This window comes from Enterococcus massiliensis, assembly GCF_001050095.1.
In the GTDB taxonomy this organism is placed as follows: domain Bacteria; phylum Bacillota; class Bacilli; order Lactobacillales; family Enterococcaceae; genus Enterococcus_C; species Enterococcus_C songbeiensis.
This window is the reverse complement of sequence record NZ_CVRN01000007.1, coordinates 1,220,365-1,237,767: the sequence shown is the minus strand read 5'-3', so window position 1 is coordinate 1,237,767 and position 17,403 is coordinate 1,220,365. Positions and strand designations below refer to the sequence as shown.

The window sequence follows — 17,403 nt, the reverse complement described above, 5'->3', positions numbered from 1 at the left end:
TGACATGAGCAATCCGCTATATCATAAAATAAATCCCTTTATTCGCTTGAAGGAAAATGAATTATTAAAACCCGATTTTTTTGAACAATTAATTGCTGCCGAAAATTTTCAACAAATTAGAGAACTATTGGCACAAACGGTTTACGGAAACAATTTAGGTGAAAATTTTGAATTGACGATCGAACAGACGTTGAATCAGGAATTGCTGACGACTTATGAAGAATTGATTGAAGTAGCGCCCGAACCGAAAGTAATCTGGATGTATACGATGCGCTATACCTTTCATAATTTGAAGGTGTTGACAAAAGCTGAAATCGCTGGTGAAAACTATGATTCCCTCTTTTTGCCAGACGGATTTTATTCATTAGACGAGCTGAAAACGGCGATTCAAACAGGGAAATCAACGGTTTTGCCGACAACAGTCCTTAAAAGTATCCAGGAAGTGAGAGAGCACATCGAAGAATCGACCATTCTTCAAGGAATCGATGTCATCTATGATCGTCGCTTTTTGAAAGAACAGCGGCGCTTGGCAGAGGAGCTGGGGTATCCAGAACTATTGGAGGAAGTCACAGCATCTATTGATTTGAATAATATCATCACCGCTTTGCGTTGTTTGATTCAAAAAAGAACACAGGCCTTTCTGTCAGCGGTTCTTTCCAGTTCAGGCAGTATTTCAAAGGAAACCTATATGAGCTTTGCCGGAAAAGATCTGGATAGCTTTCGAACGTTTTTATTAGAAAGTGCTTATGGTGAGTTGATTCGGCCGGCAATTGAGAAAGAAGAAATCGACTTTGCCCAATTAGATTTGATCAAAGATGATTATTTGACAGAAATCGTTGAAGGCGCACAGACACAAGCCTTTGGTCCATTGCCATTACTAGCATTTTTGAATGCCAAAGATATCGAAGCAAAAAATCTGCGGTTGATTATCGTTGGCAAACGTAGTGGTTTTACGGCAACACAAATTAAAGAAAGGATGCGAAAAACCTATGACGTATAAAATTGGAGTCATCGGCGATAAAGAATCCATCCTGCCTTTCAAATTATTCGGTTTCACCGTTAAATACGGCACGGATAAAAAAACAGTTGAAGAAGCGTTCAACGCAATGATCAAAGAAAAATTTGGTGTAATTTATATCACTGAACCTTGTGCACAATTAATACAGGATCAAATCGACCGTTACGACTCACAACTGACACCTGCTGTGGTATTGATTCCCAATCACGATGGCTCACTTGGCATCGGAACACAGGCAGTGCAGAATAATGTGGAAAAAGCGGTCGGACAAAATATCCTTTAGGGAGGAGCTGAAATCGTGCAAATTGGAACGATAGTTAAAGTTTCAGGTCCATTAGTAATGGCTGAAAATATGGGACATGCAAGTATCCAGGACATCTGTTATGTAGGTGATCTTGGCGTTATTGGAGAAATCATCGAGATGCGTAAAGACGTTGCCTCGATTCAAGTATATGAAGAAACGGCAGGAATTGGACCGGGAGAGCCGGTTCGTTCAACAGGTGAAGCATTATCCGTTGAGTTGGCTCCGGGAATCCTTTCACAAATGTTTGACGGGATTCAACGGCCTCTCGATCGCTTTATGGAGAAAACCAAGAGCAATTATCTTTTGCGGGGAGTACAACTGCCGGCTTTGGATCATGAGAAAAAATGGGATTTCCAACCGTTGGCTCAGATCGGTGATCAGGTTACTGCCGGAGATATCATAGGTACGGTTCAGGAAACAAAACTGATCGTTCACAAAATCATGGTTCCAAATGGAATTAGTGGAAGGATTCAAGACATTCAACCGGGAGCTTTTACAATTGATGAAACAATTTATACTCTTCAAACTGAAGAGGGAGAAAAAACTTTTTCGATGCTGCAAAAATGGCCGGTACGCCGGGCAAGACCGGTAAAAGAAAAGCTGAATCCAGAAGCACCAATGATTACTGGACAGCGGGTCATTGATACGTTCTTTCCGGTGGCTAAAGGCGGTGCGGCCGCAGTTCCCGGACCATTTGGTGCTGGGAAAACAGTCGTACAGCATCAAATCGCCAAATGGGCAGATGTGGATTTAGTGGTTTACGTTGGTTGTGGCGAACGGGGAAATGAAATGACTGACGTGATGAATGAGTTCCCGGAACTGATTGACCCAAATACAGGTGAACCATTGATGGAACGGACGATTTTAATTGCAAACACCTCAAACATGCCGGTAGCGGCTCGTGAAGCGTCGATTTATACCGGTATCACCATTGCGGAATATTTCCGTGATATGGGGTATTCGGTGGCTATCATGGCGGATTCTACCTCTCGTTGGGCAGAAGCGTTACGGGAAATGTCTGGTCGTTTAGAAGAAATGCCCGGAGATGAAGGCTATCCTGCTTATTTAGGCAGCCGATTGGCAGAATACTATGAACGATCAGGGAAAGTTGTTGCTCTTGGGTCAGAGGGACGGGAAGGAAGTATCACCGCAATCAGCGCGGTTTCTCCTTCTGGGGGAGATATTTCCGAACCGGTGACTCAAAATACATTACGGGTAGTAAAAGTTTTCTGGGGCTTAGATTCCACCCTTGCTCAACAGCGCCATTTTCCTGCAATTGATTGGCTGCAAAGCTATTCCTTATACGAAACAGAAATCGGCAATTACCTAGACCAGCAGCTGCAAGTAGAATGGTCCAGCTTGGTGACCGAGGCAATGCGGATGCTGCAAAAAGAATCTGAATTAAATGAAATTGTTCGTTTAGTGGGAATTGATTCGTTATCTGACAAGGACCAACTTCTGCTGAAGGTTACAAAATCGATTCGAGAGGATTATTTACAGCAAAATGCGTTTGATGATGTAGATACCTTTACTTCAAGAGAAAAACAATTTCATATGCTGAACAATATTTTGACCTTCGGAAAAGAAGCGGCGAATGCATTGACTTTAGGTTCTTATCTTTCAGAAATAATGAAGGGCACTGTTTTACTGCGGGATCGATTGGCTCGGATGAAATATGTACCGGAAGAAAATCTAGATCAAATCCTTGCAATGCAACAAGAAATCAAAGAAACGATTAAAGAAATCGTCCAAGAAGGGGGCATGACGAATGATTAAAGAGTACAAAACAATCGGTGAAGTTGTCGGCCCGTTAATGGCGGTAGAAAAGGTTTCTGGTGTGAAGTATGAAGAATTAATCGAGGTTCGCTTACAAACAGGGGAACTACGTAAAGGTCAGGTTTTAGAAGTAGAGGAAGACAAAGCCCTTGTTCAGATTTTTGAAGGCACCAGCGGCATCAATCTGCGGGATTCTGCCGTTCGCTTTTTAGGACATCCTTTGGAACTAGGCGTTTCAGAAGATATGATTGGACGAGTTTTTGACGGATTAGGCAGACCAAAAGACAATGGTCCGGAAATTCTACCGGAAAAAATGTTGGACATCAATGGAGAAGCCATCAATCCAATGGCTCGGGATTATCCAGATGAGTTTATCCAAACAGGGATTTCATCTATCGATCATTTGAATACCTTGGTTCGTGGACAAAAATTGCCGGTATTCTCAGGTTCAGGATTACCTCACAAAGAGTTAGCGGCACAAATTGCTCGTCAAGCAACCGTTTTGAATAAAGATGACGATTTTGCAGTGGTTTTTGCCGGTATCGGCATCACCTTTGAAGAAGCGGAATACTTTATGGAGGACTTTCGTAAAACCGGCGCCATTGATCGCTCAGTTGTATTTATGAACTTGGCGAATGATCCTGCCATCGAACGAATCGCAACCCCAAGAATGGCGCTAACGGCAGCGGAATACCTTGCCTATGAAAAAGGAATGCATGTCTTAGTTATCATGACTGACATGACCAACTATTGTGAAGCTTTGCGGGAAATTTCAGCCGCTCGTCGAGAAGTTCCCGGTCGTCGTGGTTATCCGGGATATCTGTATACCAACTTGGCAACGTTGTATGAACGAGCTGGACGAATTCGTGGATTGAAAGGCTCTGTCACCCAGATTCCGATCTTGACGATGCCCGAAGATGATAAAACTCATCCAATCCCCGATCTAACCGGCTACATCACAGAAGGACAAATTATTTTGTCTCGGGAGTTGTATAAAAATGGTATCCAGCCACCAATCGATGTGTTGCCGTCTTTATCTCGTCTAAAGGACAAGGGGACCGGTGAAGGTAAAACCCGCAAAGATCATGCGGCTACGATGAACCAGTTGTTTTCTGCCTATGCCCAAGGGAAACAAGCCAAAGAATTAGCTGTAGTTTTAGGGGACTCTGCTTTATCGGATGTCGATAAAATTTACGCAAAATTCACTGAACGGTTTGAAGATGAGTATGTCAATCAAGGGTACCAAACCAATCGATCGATAGAAGAAACACTTGATCTTGGTTGGGAGCTGTTGAGTATTTTACCGCGAACGGAGTTAAAACGGATCAAAGATGAAATGATCGATGAGTTTTTGCCTAGTAAAGGGGTCGAATAAAATGGCCAAATTAAACGTCAATCCAACTCGTATGGAACTTGCTCGTTTAAAGAAGCAGTTGACGACAGCAAAAAGAGGGCATAAATTGCTGAAAGACAAGCAAGATGAGTTGATGCGGCAATTTATCCTATTGGTGAAACAAAATGACAAACTGCGAAAAGAAGTCGAAAACCTGATGGAAAGTGCCATGCGTTCGTTTCGACTGGCAAATGTCACGTTGAATGAATCCTTTATCGAAGAATTGTTTATTCTGCCTTCTGCTCGTGTAGAGTTGGATGTTTCACAAAAAAATATCATGAGTGTGGAAGTTCCGGTGATGCATTTTAACTATGATGCCCACACGATCGAAACGCCTTTGGAATATGGGTATTTAAATTCCAATGTTCCTCTGGATAATTCCATTGATCGTTTTACGTCGGTATTGCCAAGTTTATTAAAATTGACGGAAATTGAAAAGACCTGTCAGCTGATGGCCAGTGAAATTGAAAAGACGCGACGACGGGTAAATGCGTTGGAATATATGACGATTCCTGAATTGGAAGAAACAATCTATTACATTCGAATGAAGCTGGAAGAAAATGAGCGTTCGGAAGTCACCCGAATGATCAAAGTCAAAAACATGAATAAATAAGGATTCTTTTGATTCTTTATACTAAAAGCGGGAAAATTTCTGATTAGTATTCTTTACTAAGCGGAGATTTTCCTTTATTCTTAGAGGAGTTAGAGAATAAATGATAAAAGAATGAAGAGGATTTAAGAAATGAAAAGACGTTACAGCAGATATGATCTGACTGCACCACAAATGATCACCTTTGGATTTGCCGGGATCATTTTATTGGGAGCAACACTTCTAAGTCTGCCGATCTCCAGTCAAACTGGAGAATTTACACCCTTTATCGATTCATTGTTCACCGCGACCTCCGCGACGTGTGTTACCGGACTTACGACAGTGAATACTGCGGAACATTGGAATTTATTTGGTCAAGCAGTCATTTTGATTTTGATTGAAATTGGTGGACTTGGTTTCATGTCTCTGCCGGTTCTGTTTTACTTTTTATCCCGCAAAAAAATTAGTCTCAGTACACGGATGCTGCTGCGAGAATCGTTGAATATGGAACAAACCGGTGGTGGCGTCCATTTGATGTGGTCAATTATCAAAATTGCCGGAACGATTCAACTAGCAGGAATGGGGATGCTGATGATTGATTTCATTCCTCGATACGGTGTTGTCAAAGGTACCTGGTTCAGCCTATTTCATGCTGTTTCAAGTTTTTGTAATGCAGGCTTTGATTTATTCGGGGATAGTCTGGTCGGATTTCAAAAGGACCCTTGGGTGTTAAGCGTGGTTATGTTTTTGATTGTCTCTGGGGGTCTTGGTTTTCTTGTGTGGTCAGATTTGCTCGGCTATCGCAAAAGAAAAAAAATCAGTTTGCACAGCCAAATCGCAATTTCTGTGACGATGAGCTTACTTGTGTTTGGTACGCTGGGGTTCATGCTGACCGAAAGCAATGCTGAAGTTTTGGCACAAGGAAATTTTGCTGAGCGCTTCTTCAATACGATGTTCATGGCTGTCACCCCAAGAACGGCGGGTTATTTTTCTATAGATTATTTCAGTATGACTCATGCCGGGTTGATTTTAACCATCATTCTAATGTTCATTGGTGGTACGTCAGGCTCAACAGCCGGTGGATTGAAAACCACGACCTTTGGGGTTTTGCTGATTAAGGTCAAAAGTATTTTCAAAGGACGGACGGAAGCCGAATTTGGCGGCAGAACGATTCGAAATGCGGCGGTGTCACGTGCGCTAACACTGTTTTTCATCACCTTGACACTATGTATCGTAAGCACCATGATCTTATCCGTGACCGAAACGATTCCAGATGTCAATCAACTAGGTTTGGAATATATTGTTTTTGAAGTCGTTTCTGCCTTCGGAACAGTTGGTTTAACAATGGGCTTGACGCCAAGCCTAACTTTGATCGGAAAGCTGATTATTATTAGTTTGATGTTTATCGGCCGTGTGGGAATCATGACAGTCGTCTTTTCATTGCTGACAAAAAATAGACAAGAATCACCAATCAAATATCCAGAAGAATCGGTGATGATTGGGTAAAAATTGAAGTCCGGCTTGTTCTTCCTGGTAATTGTGGAAGATTAAGCTGGACTTTTTCTGGTAATAGAATTTTTTTCTTTTCATTTTTGAAAAACTCCGGTATACTACCTTATGAAGACTCGTTAGAGAAAGAGGAATGTTTTGTGAGTGTGCTAGGTATCTAATCAAGCAATTGAATCCAGATAGACAAATTTCGATGTTTATTTGGCATGCCTATAGATACCTGTCAATGAAGATAAGCTGACTACGGTGATAGGTGAATCCTATCGCCTTTTTTAATTTAACGAGTTTTAGCAGCCCTGGCAGGTGTTCATGGGGGAAAGGAATCAAACATGGACACAAAAGTATACAAAGAGACTGAATTTACAAAAATCAAAGAAGAAGTAATCAAATTCGCTATCAGTGATGAAGCGAAATCGTTGTTGATAGATAAGCAACCGTCTACCGTTCTGACTACCGTCGAGAAACGTTTAATAGAAACAAAAGAGGCCATGTTGCTGTTGGCTTCTGGTCAACACGTTCCTTTCATGGGAATGAAACAGATCCGTCAAATGACGAACAAGATTGAGAAGGGCATGATTTTAGAAGCCAATGAATTGGTGGAGTACAGTGATTTTTTGCGCTCCTTTCGTCTAATCAGACAGCTTTTTGAAAAGAATCAATTTCAATTGCCAACGCTTTTTAAATATAGCAGCATGCTGACAGACTTTGAAAAAATTACCGAGAATATTACCGGAATGATTGCCGGTAATCGCGTGAAATCAGAAAGCTCCCGAGCTTTACGAAAAATTCGGGGAAGAATCCAAAAGCTTGAAGGAGACATTGAAAAAGCCTTCAATAAATTTTTAAAGAGTGGCACGACCCAAGCTTATTTGCAGGAACGAATGGTTTTAGTTAAAAATGATCGCTACACATTACCTGTAAAAAGTGAATTTCAATCAAAAATCAAAGGACAGATCATTGAACGGTCAAATAAGGGAACGACAGTCTTTATTGAACCAGAGGCGGTAAGAAAGTTAAATGATGAACTCCTGTTGGCAAAGGCAGAAGAAGTTGCTGAAGTGTACCAAATTTTGGCATTCCTGACAGGGTTGATCGCAGAAGAAATGCCGCAGATTAGTGCCTGCAAAGAAATCGTGATGGAATTAGATTTGATTTTTGCCCGTGGAAAGTTCAGCCGTTCCATCAATGGTGCGCCGGTCACGGTGAATGATGAGGATTTTCTTTTCTTGGATCAGGTAAAACACCCACTGTTAGGAACAGAGGCGGTTCCTTTGTCAGTCACGATTGGAAAAGATGCTCGCGGATTGATTATCACCGGACCGAATGCCGGTGGAAAAACAATTGTCTTAAAAACAATTGCCTTAACTTCTCTGATGACGATGTTTGGTTTGTTCGTAGAAAATAGTGGTAAATCATCGATTCCAATCTTTAGTGATCTCTTTATCGATATTGGCGATCAACAAAGTCTTGAAAATGCATTGAGTACTTTTTCTGGGCATATGCAAAATGTTTCGCATATTTTGGCTCATACTAAGAAACACGCCTTGATTTTATTGGATGAGATTGGGAGTGGAACAGAGCCGAAAGAAGGGGCTGCTTTGGGAATCGCCTTGATGGAAGCTATGTATCAAAAAGGGGCTATTGTCATTGCAACGACCCATTATGGCGAGATTAAGGATTTTGCATTGGCCCACGAAGACTTTATCACCGCAGCAATGGCGTTCGACGCTGCGACTTTGACACCGAAATATCAATTGATGATGAATCAAGTCGGAGACAGTAATGCCTTTTGGATTGCAGAGAAGATGAGAATCGAGCCAGAGGTCATCACAAAAGCGAAAGACTATTTATCGGGAAAAGAGTATGGTACTCAGAAGCACCGTTTTACTTCTTCAAAAAAAGTGTCATTCGCTAAAAAGGAAACACCCAAATTTCATAAAGGCGATCGGGTATTTACTACAGATCACGGCTATGGCATTTTTTATGACTATCAGGATCAAAATGCTTTGATGTACAATGGTGAAATGTTAGAATTACCACTCCAACGCCTAAAGCTGATTACTTCTTACGATAAGTTGTATCCTGAAAACTATGATCTCGACAGTTTGTTTACCGATTATCATGAACAAAAATTTATTCGTGATATTGAACGTGGTTCAAAAAAAGCCCACAAGAAGTTGAGAAAACTCGCTGAAAAACGCCAGCAGAAATAGCAAGGAATCGGGAATTTTCCCGGTTCTTTTTCTTTTGGACTTCACAAAAACGAACATATGTTTTATAGTAGAACAAAAGGTAGGGAAGAATATGAAAACACCATTAACTCTGCAAATGGAAGAAACATTGTATTATTATTGTCGTGAAAATGGCGAAGTCGTGGTTGAAGAAGTGACGATGCCGGAAGATCAAGGAATCGTGGATACTCTAAGCTGTCGTTTAGTAGAAGAAAATTTCGAATGGCGGTGTTTTGAATTGAAAGTATCAAAAGCCGATTTTCGTTCCAAAGCAAAATTATCCTTTATTGGTCATTATAATTATTTTGTTTTGCCAGAAGCTCTTTATGCAGCTGTTCAAGAGGAGATACCGCCTGCTATCGGTGTGATGGTTTATCACGCATACATCGATCAAGAAGAGGTTCCTGGCTATTTTACGATTGAAAAGAAACCTCGACGTCAAGAGTTGACGGTTGCTGAGAATGCCTTGTTGTATCGTTTGATTTCGTCACAGGCAAGGGAAGTAGGGAAGGCAAAGCGCACTGCTCGTGGTTTGCGTGTTTTTTCCACCGACCAGCTCTATGAAGAATTAAAAAAACGCCAACCAGAATATGATCTCTTTGGCGGCGGTGTCAATTACTACGACCGTTTTATTGAAGAAACTCAGGCACAGGCAATTGAAGCCCTGAAAGAAGAATTAGAAGCAACGAGGCAGGCGTATTTTGATTTAGAAGCCCGCTTATTAGAAAAGGACTGAAACACTATGTATTATCCTTACTTTCGTGGAAAACAATTTGATCTGATTGCTTTACGTGAGTTGTCAGAACAAAATTTATTATCAGAAAAAATCCATCCAATTATTGAACCGGTTAAAAATTCAGCTGCGCTAAAAATGGTGATTCTGCAATTTGAAGCTGTCAACCAACCATTTACATTGATTGAGAATCCGCAAGCGGGGGATTTTTTGACCGCTTCTGGCTATGAAACATTGCAGATGATGACCACGCATCGGGGCCAAATTTTAGATCAACCTTTAGAAACATTAGAAAAGAGAGCTGGAATGTTAGTGCTCCAACGGGCAATGCCGGCGCTGGAAAGCGATTGGAAATCCAATCAAAGAGCTGTTTTAGTGCCTCCGGAATTTCGCTTATTACAAAAGGTAACTGGCGATTTGATTCTTTCAGAGGACGTCTTTACTCGTTTGCCGCGAAATCAGTTTTATGGGGAATGTTCAGATGAAATTTTCTCTACGACACATTTGAACTATAAAAAAAGAGGCTTCAGCGGGTTTAGTGATTTTTCTTTGGATAGTCGCATTTACTATGAAAAGAGCTATCCATCACCGGAAATTTGTATTCATTTGGTCTATTTTTCTAATGAAGCATTGCGGATTCACCATTTTCTTTCACCGGCAGAATTGCCTAGTCAAAAAGAAAAATTCCTAGCAATCATGGAAGAAATTGCTCATTGGTCCACGATTAAACAAACAACCGGGTTGCAACTTTTGCTTACTGCTGCTGCACAACGTAAATTTCCTGGAATGGGAATTATCCGTAAAGCATCAATCATGCATCATTTAGAAGTGATGAATCAGTTTTTAAAGGAGGAATAAGTATGAAAGCACTGAAAGTAACAATCGGTGGAATTACCAAAGAAGACTTGTTGCAACAATTGAAGGAAAGACATATCCTGATCAATCCGATTGGTGAGAAATTGCTGAATAGTGACTTATTTGAAGTTACTAAAGAAGCTCAAATTGTTGATTTAACTGAAATTACTTTGTTTGAGTTGGGTTTTGAACATGGTGCAACCTTATCAGAAATGATTGACGGAGCGAAAAAATTTGGATTAAAAGTCTGTTCTGTTGATGTAGCACCGTTTTTACGTCTGACAGATTTTATCCAAACAAACAGTCACGGGCTGAAAACAACCCACAAAACACCAGACGCTGCGGTGACAGTAGTATCCGAGATTTTGAATGATGCTGTTGAATTTCCCAAAGGATTTTATCTTCGCAAAGTTGATGGTATCAATTGGCTTAGAGGCTATATTTGTGATGACAAACACATTTTTGATTCACAAGAACGTTTTATTTTAGCTGGAACATTTAAGAAAAGCTAATTTGTTTGAAAAAAATATTTTTTGGATAAAAATAGGATTATCGTCTATCAATGAAGATAATTACGGTTTAAAAGAGGGGGAAACGAGTAAAAAGCTGAATCTAAGTGAGGGCTGTTAAATTTTTATATTTTAGTTTACATAATATATATTATACAAAGTTCTAAGTAGATTTTTTAAAAGTAAAAGGTCTTTTTTTGACCAAATTTAGTAATGATTTACCCCCTACCAAGCTCTACATTGGAACTATATAATGTTATTTAATGTAAAACTTATTAAGTTATAATCAAATATTTACTTATCGGTCAATTAGTGCATTACATATCTTTAGAAAAATTTTTCATTTTTGGGATATGGTATAAATTTTTCCAGAGTTCTTTTTAGACATACTTACGAAGCAATTGTATTTTAGTTGCGGTTATCAATCACTCAAAGATAGCCAACAACATTTTAGATATTTTCTTTCGCCGTTTTCTCTTCCTTTTTTAGTTGCTGCTGCCCATCTTCCATCACTATAAAATGTCACAACAACCTGCTCCATCCCGTTATCATCTACACACCAATATATTTATACAAGCTTAGATATCTCTTCTATATTAGTCAACTTCATGATTTTAAAACTAGACAAAAGTGTGTCTGTATTTACATTTCACTCTGTATCTACTATAATTATGTATATACTATCGGAGGTGTATATACTATGAAAAATGAAACTAAGAAGTATAAAGTTCGGAAATCTGGAAATAGTGATGTAACAACCGTACCACCAGAAGTTAAAAACTGGCTACAAGTAAATACTGGAGGATCAATTAGTTATATTTTTGAAAGCGATGGTTCCGTTAGAATGGTAAAAGCCGCTGAGGAAGTGAATGTTGACGCCATCGTTGATTCCGTGATGGAACAATACAACCAAGCAATCAAGGATTTAGTTGATCTATGAGATTTTTAACAGTCAAAGACATTGTAAAAATTAATGCAAAAGTGATCACCGAAGTTTCAAAAGGTGAAATGATAGGAATTAAGGATGCAGCTGCATTAGATATGGCGGTAAATCAGCCACAACAAGTCGTATTCGGAGAAGAATTATATCCCACCCTCTATGATAAGGCGGCAATATTAGCGATAAACTTGGCAAAAAAGCATCCTTTTCATAACGGGAATAAACGAACAGCCCTTGTTGCAATGATCACTTTTTTGATGATTAATGATTGCTCCACTTCTTTCACACAAAAAGAGGCTGTAGACTTCATAGTAAACATTACTACCAGCAATCAGAATTTCGATGAACTCAAGATGTCCGTTTCAAATTACCTTGAAACATCTGGTAAAGTGAAACGAGGATAAAGAATCAACTTAGCAAACCGTCACTCTTGAAATGGCAGAGTTGTTGATGCAGCTCTCTTTCTTTTTTTATATAATCTTCCGTCTCAAACCCCAATCCATCAAAACCTAATCGAAAATCCATTAAACACATGAATTCCTGTACCAAAATGATCCAAGTGATGATTTCTCAAATATTTAGCAGCGTGTCCGGCTTCAATCAATAGCGTTGGATTTAATCCCAATGTATTGTGAGAACCAAAAACTTTGCTGATGTTAGTCAGCTTCGAAATTCTGGCAAGTGAATCTACTAGGTCTGCAGGATTTGTCGAAGGATAAAATGCATAAATCGGTGTTTGATCGTACAATAAATCACCAGTGAATAAAAAGCGATGCTTCTCGTCCAAAATAGAAATGTGTCCTGGTGAATGTCCCGGCGTATGCAGAATTCGCAACTCTCGATCTCCAAGAGAAATGACATCATTATCTTTTAGCAAAATGCTTGGTTTTCCTGTAAACGGGCGGTAATTTTTCGGATCAAAGTTTTTAGGCGTTGGTTTTGTAATATCTCTGGCAATATCTTTTCTGATTTGTTCGATGGTTAGTCCTTGTATCCCATGAACCATCCAATCAGCATCTTTTTCGTGAACAGCAATTTCACTGAATTCACCGTGGGAGCCAATATGATCGGTGTGAACATGAGTTGTCAGTACGAGAATTTCTTTATCAGTCAGTGTGGAGACTACTTCCTTTATGTTGCTGATTCCAAGTCCGGTATCGATCAGTACAGCGCTTGTTTTTCCAATCAGCAAAAATGAGTGAACCTTTTCCCAGTGCCCATACTCACTAATAGCAAAAGTATCCTCATTTAATTTGGTAACAGTAAACCAATCCTCTTGATGCATGCTCCTTCTCCTCCTTTTAACTAAAGTATAACGTTAGTACCAGTCAGATTATATAAAATTTCCTGTTAAATTCATTTTTTTGGATAAATAAAAAATACATTGGACTCCTGAAAGTTGTTATTCACTCCTACTGGTAGTATAATAGCACTACGAGGTGATTGATATGGAAACAAAAGAGCGGAAAAAGAAAATTCAAGTAAATATCGATCGAAATCTTGCGAACAATGTAGAGGCCGTTTTGGATTCGTTAGGCTTGAATCAAACGACCTTGATTACAGCACTCTACAAACGGGTTGAAGCGCAAGGTGAAGTCCCCTTTTCTCTTGCTTTGACGAAAGAAGAAAAAATCAATCTTGAGCTGATGAATGCGGCTGAAAGTGAAAAAAGCCGGTCAATTGACATTGAGAGATAAGCAAGCATTGACTCGCTTTATCAAAAATTATTATAAATATGACTAAAAGCGACCCTCATCACACATGAGAGTCGCTTTTTTAGTCTTAATGTCCGCCTGGTCCGCCGCCCATTTGGCTACCAGAAACCATTTCACCTGATTGGGAAACGTTTGTTACGATATCAGATAATTCAAAGGAGCCCAGTTCATCTCCGTTGGTTTCCGTTCCTGTTTCATACAGCCCATTTGTATCCTGTGCATCCGTGGAGCCACCGCTAACGATGGTATAGGTTTTTCCTTGCGTCATTTCAGGTGTTGAAATGGCCACGAATTGATAAGTTTTACTTGGTTTAAATGTTACAACGGTATTTCCATCACTGTCAACAATACTTACAAGGGTGTTAGCAGCTTGTGAACTGTCAAAATAAATTCCGACTGCTGCTTGGGTGGAGCTGTCACTGATATTTTGTGCCATACCTGAACTGCCGGCAGCAATCAACGTACCTCCTGACAAATCAAAGGTTCCACCATAATCCAATGCGCCATTTCCGCCGTTGGTTGGTCCGTCAACAGTGACTGTTCCTCCAGACATGGTGATATTTCCATTGCTATCAAGACCATCTCCTTCTGCATTGACGGCTAAGGTTCCACCACTGATGGTCAGACTCTTGCTGTCATCTGCTTGATCCCCACCAGCACCGCCACCGCCAAAGGAATCCGCACCGAATTGTCCGGTTCCTTCATCCGTATCACTACCACCACCTGCGTTCAAGCCATCATCACTGGCAGTGACTTGAATATCTCCGCCGCTGATTGCGATCACACTGGCTTCGATTCCTTCGTAGGATTCGCTGATTGCGAGGGTTCCATCACTAATGGTTAATTCATTGTCCGCATGGATACCGTCATCACCGGTTGCAATCGTGAATTCGCCCCCGGTGATTTCTGCTGTATCATTACTGTGAAGGGCATCATCTGCACTGTCAATCGTGTACGTACCACTGGATACGAGAATCTTACTGCCGGCTTTGAGGCCTTTATAGCTTTCTTCTGTTGAAAGAGATTGGCTTGCTGCACCATCTGCTGTTTTGATGGACATCTCGGCATTTTGGATGCTGACATTGGTTTCTGCTTGAATGCCATCACGACCACTGGAAATCGTAAAGGTTCCACCATCAATGGCAATGTAACCCTTCGAGGTATCTTCCGTGTTGTTGGCTTGGATAGCGTCTCCTTCTGTAGTCGTTAAAGTATATTCCCCGTCACGAATGGAGACCGCATCTTTTCCTTTCAACGCATTATTTTTTGCAGTAATCGTATAGGTACCGGAAATTAAAACAAGATCATCCTTGCTGCGAATGCCATTGCTGTAATTACCTTCAACGTTTAATGTTCCTTCACCATTGATTACTAAATCTTCTTTACTGTAAAAAGTAGCATCCGGTTCTGTTTCATCTGCTGCTAATTGATAGTCAGATCCATCTTTTAAAGTAGTTGTAGTACCTTTGACCAATGTAGTGATAACTTTTTCCGCACTTTGAATAGTTACTGCCGGTCCGCCGCTATTGGTGATTGAGACATCCTCGAAAATCAAACGAACCTTGTCTTCTTTTCCGGCACTGACAACCAACTGACCATTGCTTAAAGAGCCGCTGATTACGTAGGTACCGGCTTTGGTAATGGTTACGGTTTGATCCTCAACTGTTACGCCTTCTCCGTCAACCGTCGAATCGTCGGATAAAGTGATCTTGGTTGCGGAAGCTTCATCATAGTCGGTAACGAGATCCTCTTCTTCGTAATTGCCGTAATACTCTGTTGTTTTTGTACTGACCGCAGCTGTCGTTGAAGAACTATTGCTGGTAGAAGTGATTTCTGTTGCCGAACTGTCTGAAGTAGATTGTTGCGAGCAAGCCGTCAAAATCAAACTTGAAAGCAGTAAGGAATAAATTAGTTTCTTTTTCATAGTGGCTCCTTTCTACAATTCATCGCGATTTGTCGCAACTTTTCCCAGTACTACTGGTAGATTACCATTGCGAATCCGAACTGCATCAATTAATTCTTTTTCTTTTTTTTCATCTTTTAACAGTAAGATATAGCGTAATTCATAAAGACTGCCCATGGTGGTTGTCCGAACTGAATTTAATTTATTGCTGTAAGTATAGGTTTCAAAAATATCATTGAATAAATCAGGATAATCCAAATCTTCCGGAATGGTTACTTTTAATTCTCGTTCTGCAACTTTTGAACGATCTCCAAAAGGAAAGAGATGCAAAAGAATCAAGAATACAGCAACGATACAAGAAAAAATCACACTATAGATGACATACCCCATCCCGGTGGCAATCCCAATTCCCATTGACCAGAAAATACTGGTGATCTCCCTGGACCCGCCGGCAACGGAACGAAAGCGAATCAGACTGAAGGCTCCGACAACTGCCAGACCGGTTCCTAGATTCCCGTTGACCAGCATAATCACGGATTGTACTAAAACCGGCAAAACTGCCAGTGTTACGACAAAGCTTTTGGTATAAACATTGCGGACCATATGCACGCGAGCCACTAACAGGCCTAAGGCAAGTGAGACAAGAATACAAATCAGCAGATCACTCCACTGGATACTGGTACCGGATTCGAATAAACTAGACAACATGTGTGATTTCCTCCTTGTTTCTTACAAATAAATGACGTTTAAAGGTCTCTGCGTATTTTGAAAAACTCCCTTTGCGAACTCCGTAGTTGTTCAACAATTCCACAAACCAGATTGGGTAAGCTCCTAGCGCTTTTACTTCCATCAAAACATCGATTTCTGGTGCAACCAATTCACCGTTGCTGCCTTTTTCTAAAACTAATTCCTGTGTGCGGTAGCGGATGTTTTGATCAAAAGTTACCCGAAAATCTTCCTCTTCTTTTCCAAAAAGTGACAGTCGATCGTAGGCTATCAAGGTTTTTGGTTGTAAATCAGCGTGGCGGGAAAACAGCCACGTAATTTCTTGTGCAATTTGTGAGGCGCCATTTGTAGTAAATTTGCCGGTAGCCAACCACTGGCAATACTCGCTGTAGGAAATGGGCAAGCGCCGTTTGTACACAATGCCTTTGACCTTTTTCTTGATTTCCAGAAAGACGAGGCAGTCTTCCTGAGGTACGCCATAACTGCGGACTCGGAATTTTTCTTTGTATTTAGGTTTTTCCATTGATTTTTGAATAAATTGAAAATCTGTCGTATCAAAATATAAAGATAAAATTGTGTGTTTGCCGAATTCGTCCACTTCCATTTGTTTAGTCAATTCTTGAAAAAATGGTTCAAATTGTCCACGAGTCAATAAATATTTGGTTTCTTTACGTTGGAACACCTTTTTTAATTTCATAGCTGTCTCCTCCTGATTCTTGAGATTTTTCACCGTCAGTCAAAAAGCTGATTGCTTTGTTCTTACGATGGGATAACTTTAACGAAGCTAACTTAAAGCTAGCTTAATAGGAGGATAAACTTAAAATTCTGTGTTCATTAGTCGATTACCAATAAAAAGAAAAAGGCTGATTCCCAGTAGCACCGTTCCTACTGCGGTGTAAAGAAAAAGGTAGTTAGAAGTTGCACCGGAGATTTCCAAAATGCCTTTTAGAATCATCCCAACAACGTAACTGGCTAAACCAGAATTATACAGATTAAACGCAAAGCGATTTTTTAAGGTTCCTAAAATTTTTGAAAAAAGAATCACTCCACTCCCACCGATAAGAGGTACCAGCCAGACCCATTGCAACGAGGATGAGATGATGCCGTGACCAAAGGAATGGTAAATAAGTTGAAAAAGAAAAAGAAAGCCGGTGATTGCAAGGTAGGTGTAAATTGTTTTTTTTCGATTCATGTTGTTCCTC

General features: G+C 40.3%; 18 protein-coding genes. 13 read left to right on the top strand and 5 right to left on the bottom strand.

Annotation, left to right across the window (positions count from 1 at the left end):
• Positions 1-4 precede the first annotated feature (4 nt).
• The 12 genes from BN1875_RS13210 to BN1875_RS13155 all read left to right on the top strand — a co-directional run bounded on the left by BN1875_RS13210 (position 5) and on the right by BN1875_RS13155 (position 12,261).
• Positions 5-1,000 carry a V-type ATPase subunit gene (locus BN1875_RS13210; RefSeq protein WP_048605281.1) on the top strand — a complete coding sequence of 332 codons (996 nt, stop codon included), beginning with the start codon at positions 5-7 and terminating at the stop codon, positions 998-1,000.
• Positions 990-1,301 carry a V-type ATP synthase subunit F gene (locus tag BN1875_RS13205; protein WP_048605280.1) on the top strand — a complete coding sequence of 104 codons (312 nt, stop codon included), beginning with the start codon at positions 990-992 and terminating at the stop codon, positions 1,299-1,301. Before BN1875_RS13210 ends, BN1875_RS13205 begins: the two co-directional genes overlap by 11 nt.
• Positions 1,302-1,316: 15 nt before the next feature.
• Positions 1,317-3,098 (top strand): V-type ATP synthase subunit A, encoded by a 1,782-nt coding sequence (locus tag BN1875_RS13200; protein WP_048605279.1) that lies wholly within the window; start codon positions 1,317-1,319, stop codon positions 3,096-3,098.
• A complete protein-coding gene (locus BN1875_RS13195; RefSeq protein WP_048605278.1) occupies positions 3,091-4,473 on the top strand; it encodes a V-type ATP synthase subunit B in 1,383 nt (460 codons plus the stop codon). The genes BN1875_RS13200 and BN1875_RS13195 overlap by 8 nt, the downstream gene beginning before the upstream one ends.
• A gap of 1 nt (position 4,474) precedes the next feature.
• Positions 4,475-5,104, top strand: coding sequence for a V-type ATP synthase subunit D (locus BN1875_RS13190; RefSeq protein ID WP_048605277.1), 630 nt, complete (start codon positions 4,475-4,477; stop codon positions 5,102-5,104).
• A gap of 129 nt (positions 5,105-5,233) precedes the next feature.
• A complete protein-coding gene (locus tag BN1875_RS13185; RefSeq protein ID WP_048605276.1) occupies positions 5,234-6,586 on the top strand; it encodes a TrkH family potassium uptake protein in 1,353 nt (450 codons plus the stop codon).
• Positions 6,587-6,918: 332 nt separating this feature from the next.
• Positions 6,919-8,802 carry an endonuclease MutS2 gene (locus BN1875_RS13180; RefSeq protein ID WP_048605275.1) on the top strand — a complete coding sequence of 628 codons (1,884 nt, stop codon included), beginning with the start codon at positions 6,919-6,921 and terminating at the stop codon, positions 8,800-8,802.
• Positions 8,803-8,893: 91 nt separating this feature from the next.
• Positions 8,894-9,556: a hypothetical protein gene (locus BN1875_RS13175; protein WP_048605274.1), complete on the top strand. Its 663-nt coding sequence runs from the start codon at positions 8,894-8,896 to the stop codon at positions 9,554-9,556.
• Positions 9,557-9,562: 6 nt separating this feature from the next.
• A complete protein-coding gene (locus BN1875_RS13170; RefSeq protein ID WP_048605273.1) occupies positions 9,563-10,411 on the top strand; it encodes a sce7725 family protein in 849 nt (282 codons plus the stop codon).
• 2 nt (positions 10,412-10,413) lie between these two features.
• Entirely contained in the window at positions 10,414-10,920 is a 507-nt protein-coding gene (locus BN1875_RS13165; RefSeq protein ID WP_048605272.1) for a hypothetical protein, read from the top strand.
• 697 nt (positions 10,921-11,617) lie between these two features.
• Entirely contained in the window at positions 11,618-11,857 is a 240-nt protein-coding gene (locus BN1875_RS13160; protein WP_048605271.1) for an AbrB/MazE/SpoVT family DNA-binding domain-containing protein, read from the top strand.
• Positions 11,854-12,261 (top strand): type II toxin-antitoxin system death-on-curing family toxin, encoded by a 408-nt coding sequence (locus tag BN1875_RS13155; protein WP_048605270.1) that lies wholly within the window; start codon positions 11,854-11,856, stop codon positions 12,259-12,261. The genes BN1875_RS13160 and BN1875_RS13155 overlap by 4 nt, the downstream gene beginning before the upstream one ends.
• A 98-nt stretch (positions 12,262-12,359) precedes the next feature.
• On the opposite strand, the gene BN1875_RS13150 is transcribed toward BN1875_RS13155, so the two are convergent.
• Positions 12,360-13,142, bottom strand: coding sequence for an MBL fold metallo-hydrolase (locus tag BN1875_RS13150; protein ID WP_048605269.1), 783 nt, complete (start codon positions 13,140-13,142; stop codon positions 12,360-12,362).
• Between the two features lie 163 nt (positions 13,143-13,305).
• Here BN1875_RS13150 and BN1875_RS13145 point away from each other — a divergent pair, with 163 nt between their 5' ends.
• Entirely contained in the window at positions 13,306-13,554 is a 249-nt protein-coding gene (locus tag BN1875_RS13145) for a type II toxin-antitoxin system RelB/DinJ family antitoxin (protein ID WP_048605268.1), read from the top strand.
• 85 nt (positions 13,555-13,639) lie between these two features.
• Here BN1875_RS13145 and BN1875_RS13140 read toward each other — a convergent pair whose 3' ends face one another.
• The 4 genes from BN1875_RS13140 to BN1875_RS13125 all read right to left on the bottom strand — a co-directional run bounded on the left by BN1875_RS13140 (position 13,640) and on the right by BN1875_RS13125 (position 17,393).
• Complete coding sequence (locus BN1875_RS13140; RefSeq protein ID WP_048605267.1) at positions 13,640-15,496, bottom strand: carbohydrate-binding domain-containing protein; 1,857 nt, start codon at positions 15,494-15,496, stop codon at positions 13,640-13,642.
• Between the two features lie 12 nt (positions 15,497-15,508).
• Positions 15,509-16,183: a DUF4956 domain-containing protein gene (locus tag BN1875_RS13135; RefSeq protein ID WP_048605266.1), complete on the bottom strand. Its 675-nt coding sequence runs from the start codon at positions 16,181-16,183 to the stop codon at positions 15,509-15,511.
• Positions 16,173-16,898: a polyphosphate polymerase domain-containing protein gene (locus tag BN1875_RS13130; protein WP_048605265.1), complete on the bottom strand. Its 726-nt coding sequence runs from the start codon at positions 16,896-16,898 to the stop codon at positions 16,173-16,175. The genes BN1875_RS13135 and BN1875_RS13130 overlap by 11 nt, the downstream gene beginning before the upstream one ends.
• A gap of 120 nt (positions 16,899-17,018) precedes the next feature.
• On the bottom strand, positions 17,019-17,393 hold the full coding sequence (locus BN1875_RS13125; RefSeq protein ID WP_048605264.1) for a hypothetical protein: 375 nt from the start codon (positions 17,391-17,393) through the stop codon (positions 17,019-17,021).
• Between the last annotated feature and the right edge of the window lie 10 nt (positions 17,394-17,403).

Bases quoted from the DNA above. Each gene is read 5' to 3' on its own strand.
- BN1875_RS13135 (WP_048605266.1), bottom strand. From the start codon at position 16,183: ATGTTGTCTAGTTTATTCGAATCCGGTACCAGTATCCAGTGGAGTGAT.
- BN1875_RS13210 (WP_048605281.1), top strand. From the start codon at position 5: ATGAGCAATCCGCTATATCATAAAATAAATCCCTTTATTCGCTTGAAG.
- BN1875_RS13175 (WP_048605274.1), top strand. From the start codon at position 8,894: ATGAAAACACCATTAACTCTGCAAATGGAAGAAACATTGTATTATTAT.
- BN1875_RS13170 (WP_048605273.1), top strand. From the start codon at position 9,563: ATGTATTATCCTTACTTTCGTGGAAAACAATTTGATCTGATTGCTTTA.
- BN1875_RS13160 (WP_048605271.1), top strand. From the start codon at position 11,618: ATGAAAAATGAAACTAAGAAGTATAAAGTTCGGAAATCTGGAAATAGT.
- BN1875_RS13145 (WP_048605268.1), top strand. From the start codon at position 13,306: ATGGAAACAAAAGAGCGGAAAAAGAAAATTCAAGTAAATATCGATCGA.
- BN1875_RS13130 (WP_048605265.1), bottom strand. From the start codon at position 16,898: ATGAAATTAAAAAAGGTGTTCCAACGTAAAGAAACCAAATATTTATTG.
- BN1875_RS13185 (WP_048605276.1), top strand. From the start codon at position 5,234: ATGAAAAGACGTTACAGCAGATATGATCTGACTGCACCACAAATGATC.
- BN1875_RS13165 (WP_048605272.1), top strand. From the start codon at position 10,414: ATGAAAGCACTGAAAGTAACAATCGGTGGAATTACCAAAGAAGACTTG.
- BN1875_RS13150 (WP_048605269.1), bottom strand. From the start codon at position 13,142: ATGCATCAAGAGGATTGGTTTACTGTTACCAAATTAAATGAGGATACT.
- BN1875_RS13155 (WP_048605270.1), top strand. From the start codon at position 11,854: ATGAGATTTTTAACAGTCAAAGACATTGTAAAAATTAATGCAAAAGTG.
- BN1875_RS13205 (WP_048605280.1), top strand. From the start codon at position 990: ATGACGTATAAAATTGGAGTCATCGGCGATAAAGAATCCATCCTGCCT.
- BN1875_RS13140 (WP_048605267.1), bottom strand. From the start codon at position 15,496: ATGAAAAAGAAACTAATTTATTCCTTACTGCTTTCAAGTTTGATTTTG.
- BN1875_RS13125 (WP_048605264.1), bottom strand. From the start codon at position 17,393: ATGAATCGAAAAAAAACAATTTACACCTACCTTGCAATCACCGGCTTT.
- BN1875_RS13195 (WP_048605278.1), top strand. From the start codon at position 3,091: ATGATTAAAGAGTACAAAACAATCGGTGAAGTTGTCGGCCCGTTAATG.
- BN1875_RS13180 (WP_048605275.1), top strand. From the start codon at position 6,919: ATGGACACAAAAGTATACAAAGAGACTGAATTTACAAAAATCAAAGAA.
- BN1875_RS13190 (WP_048605277.1), top strand. From the start codon at position 4,475: ATGGCCAAATTAAACGTCAATCCAACTCGTATGGAACTTGCTCGTTTA.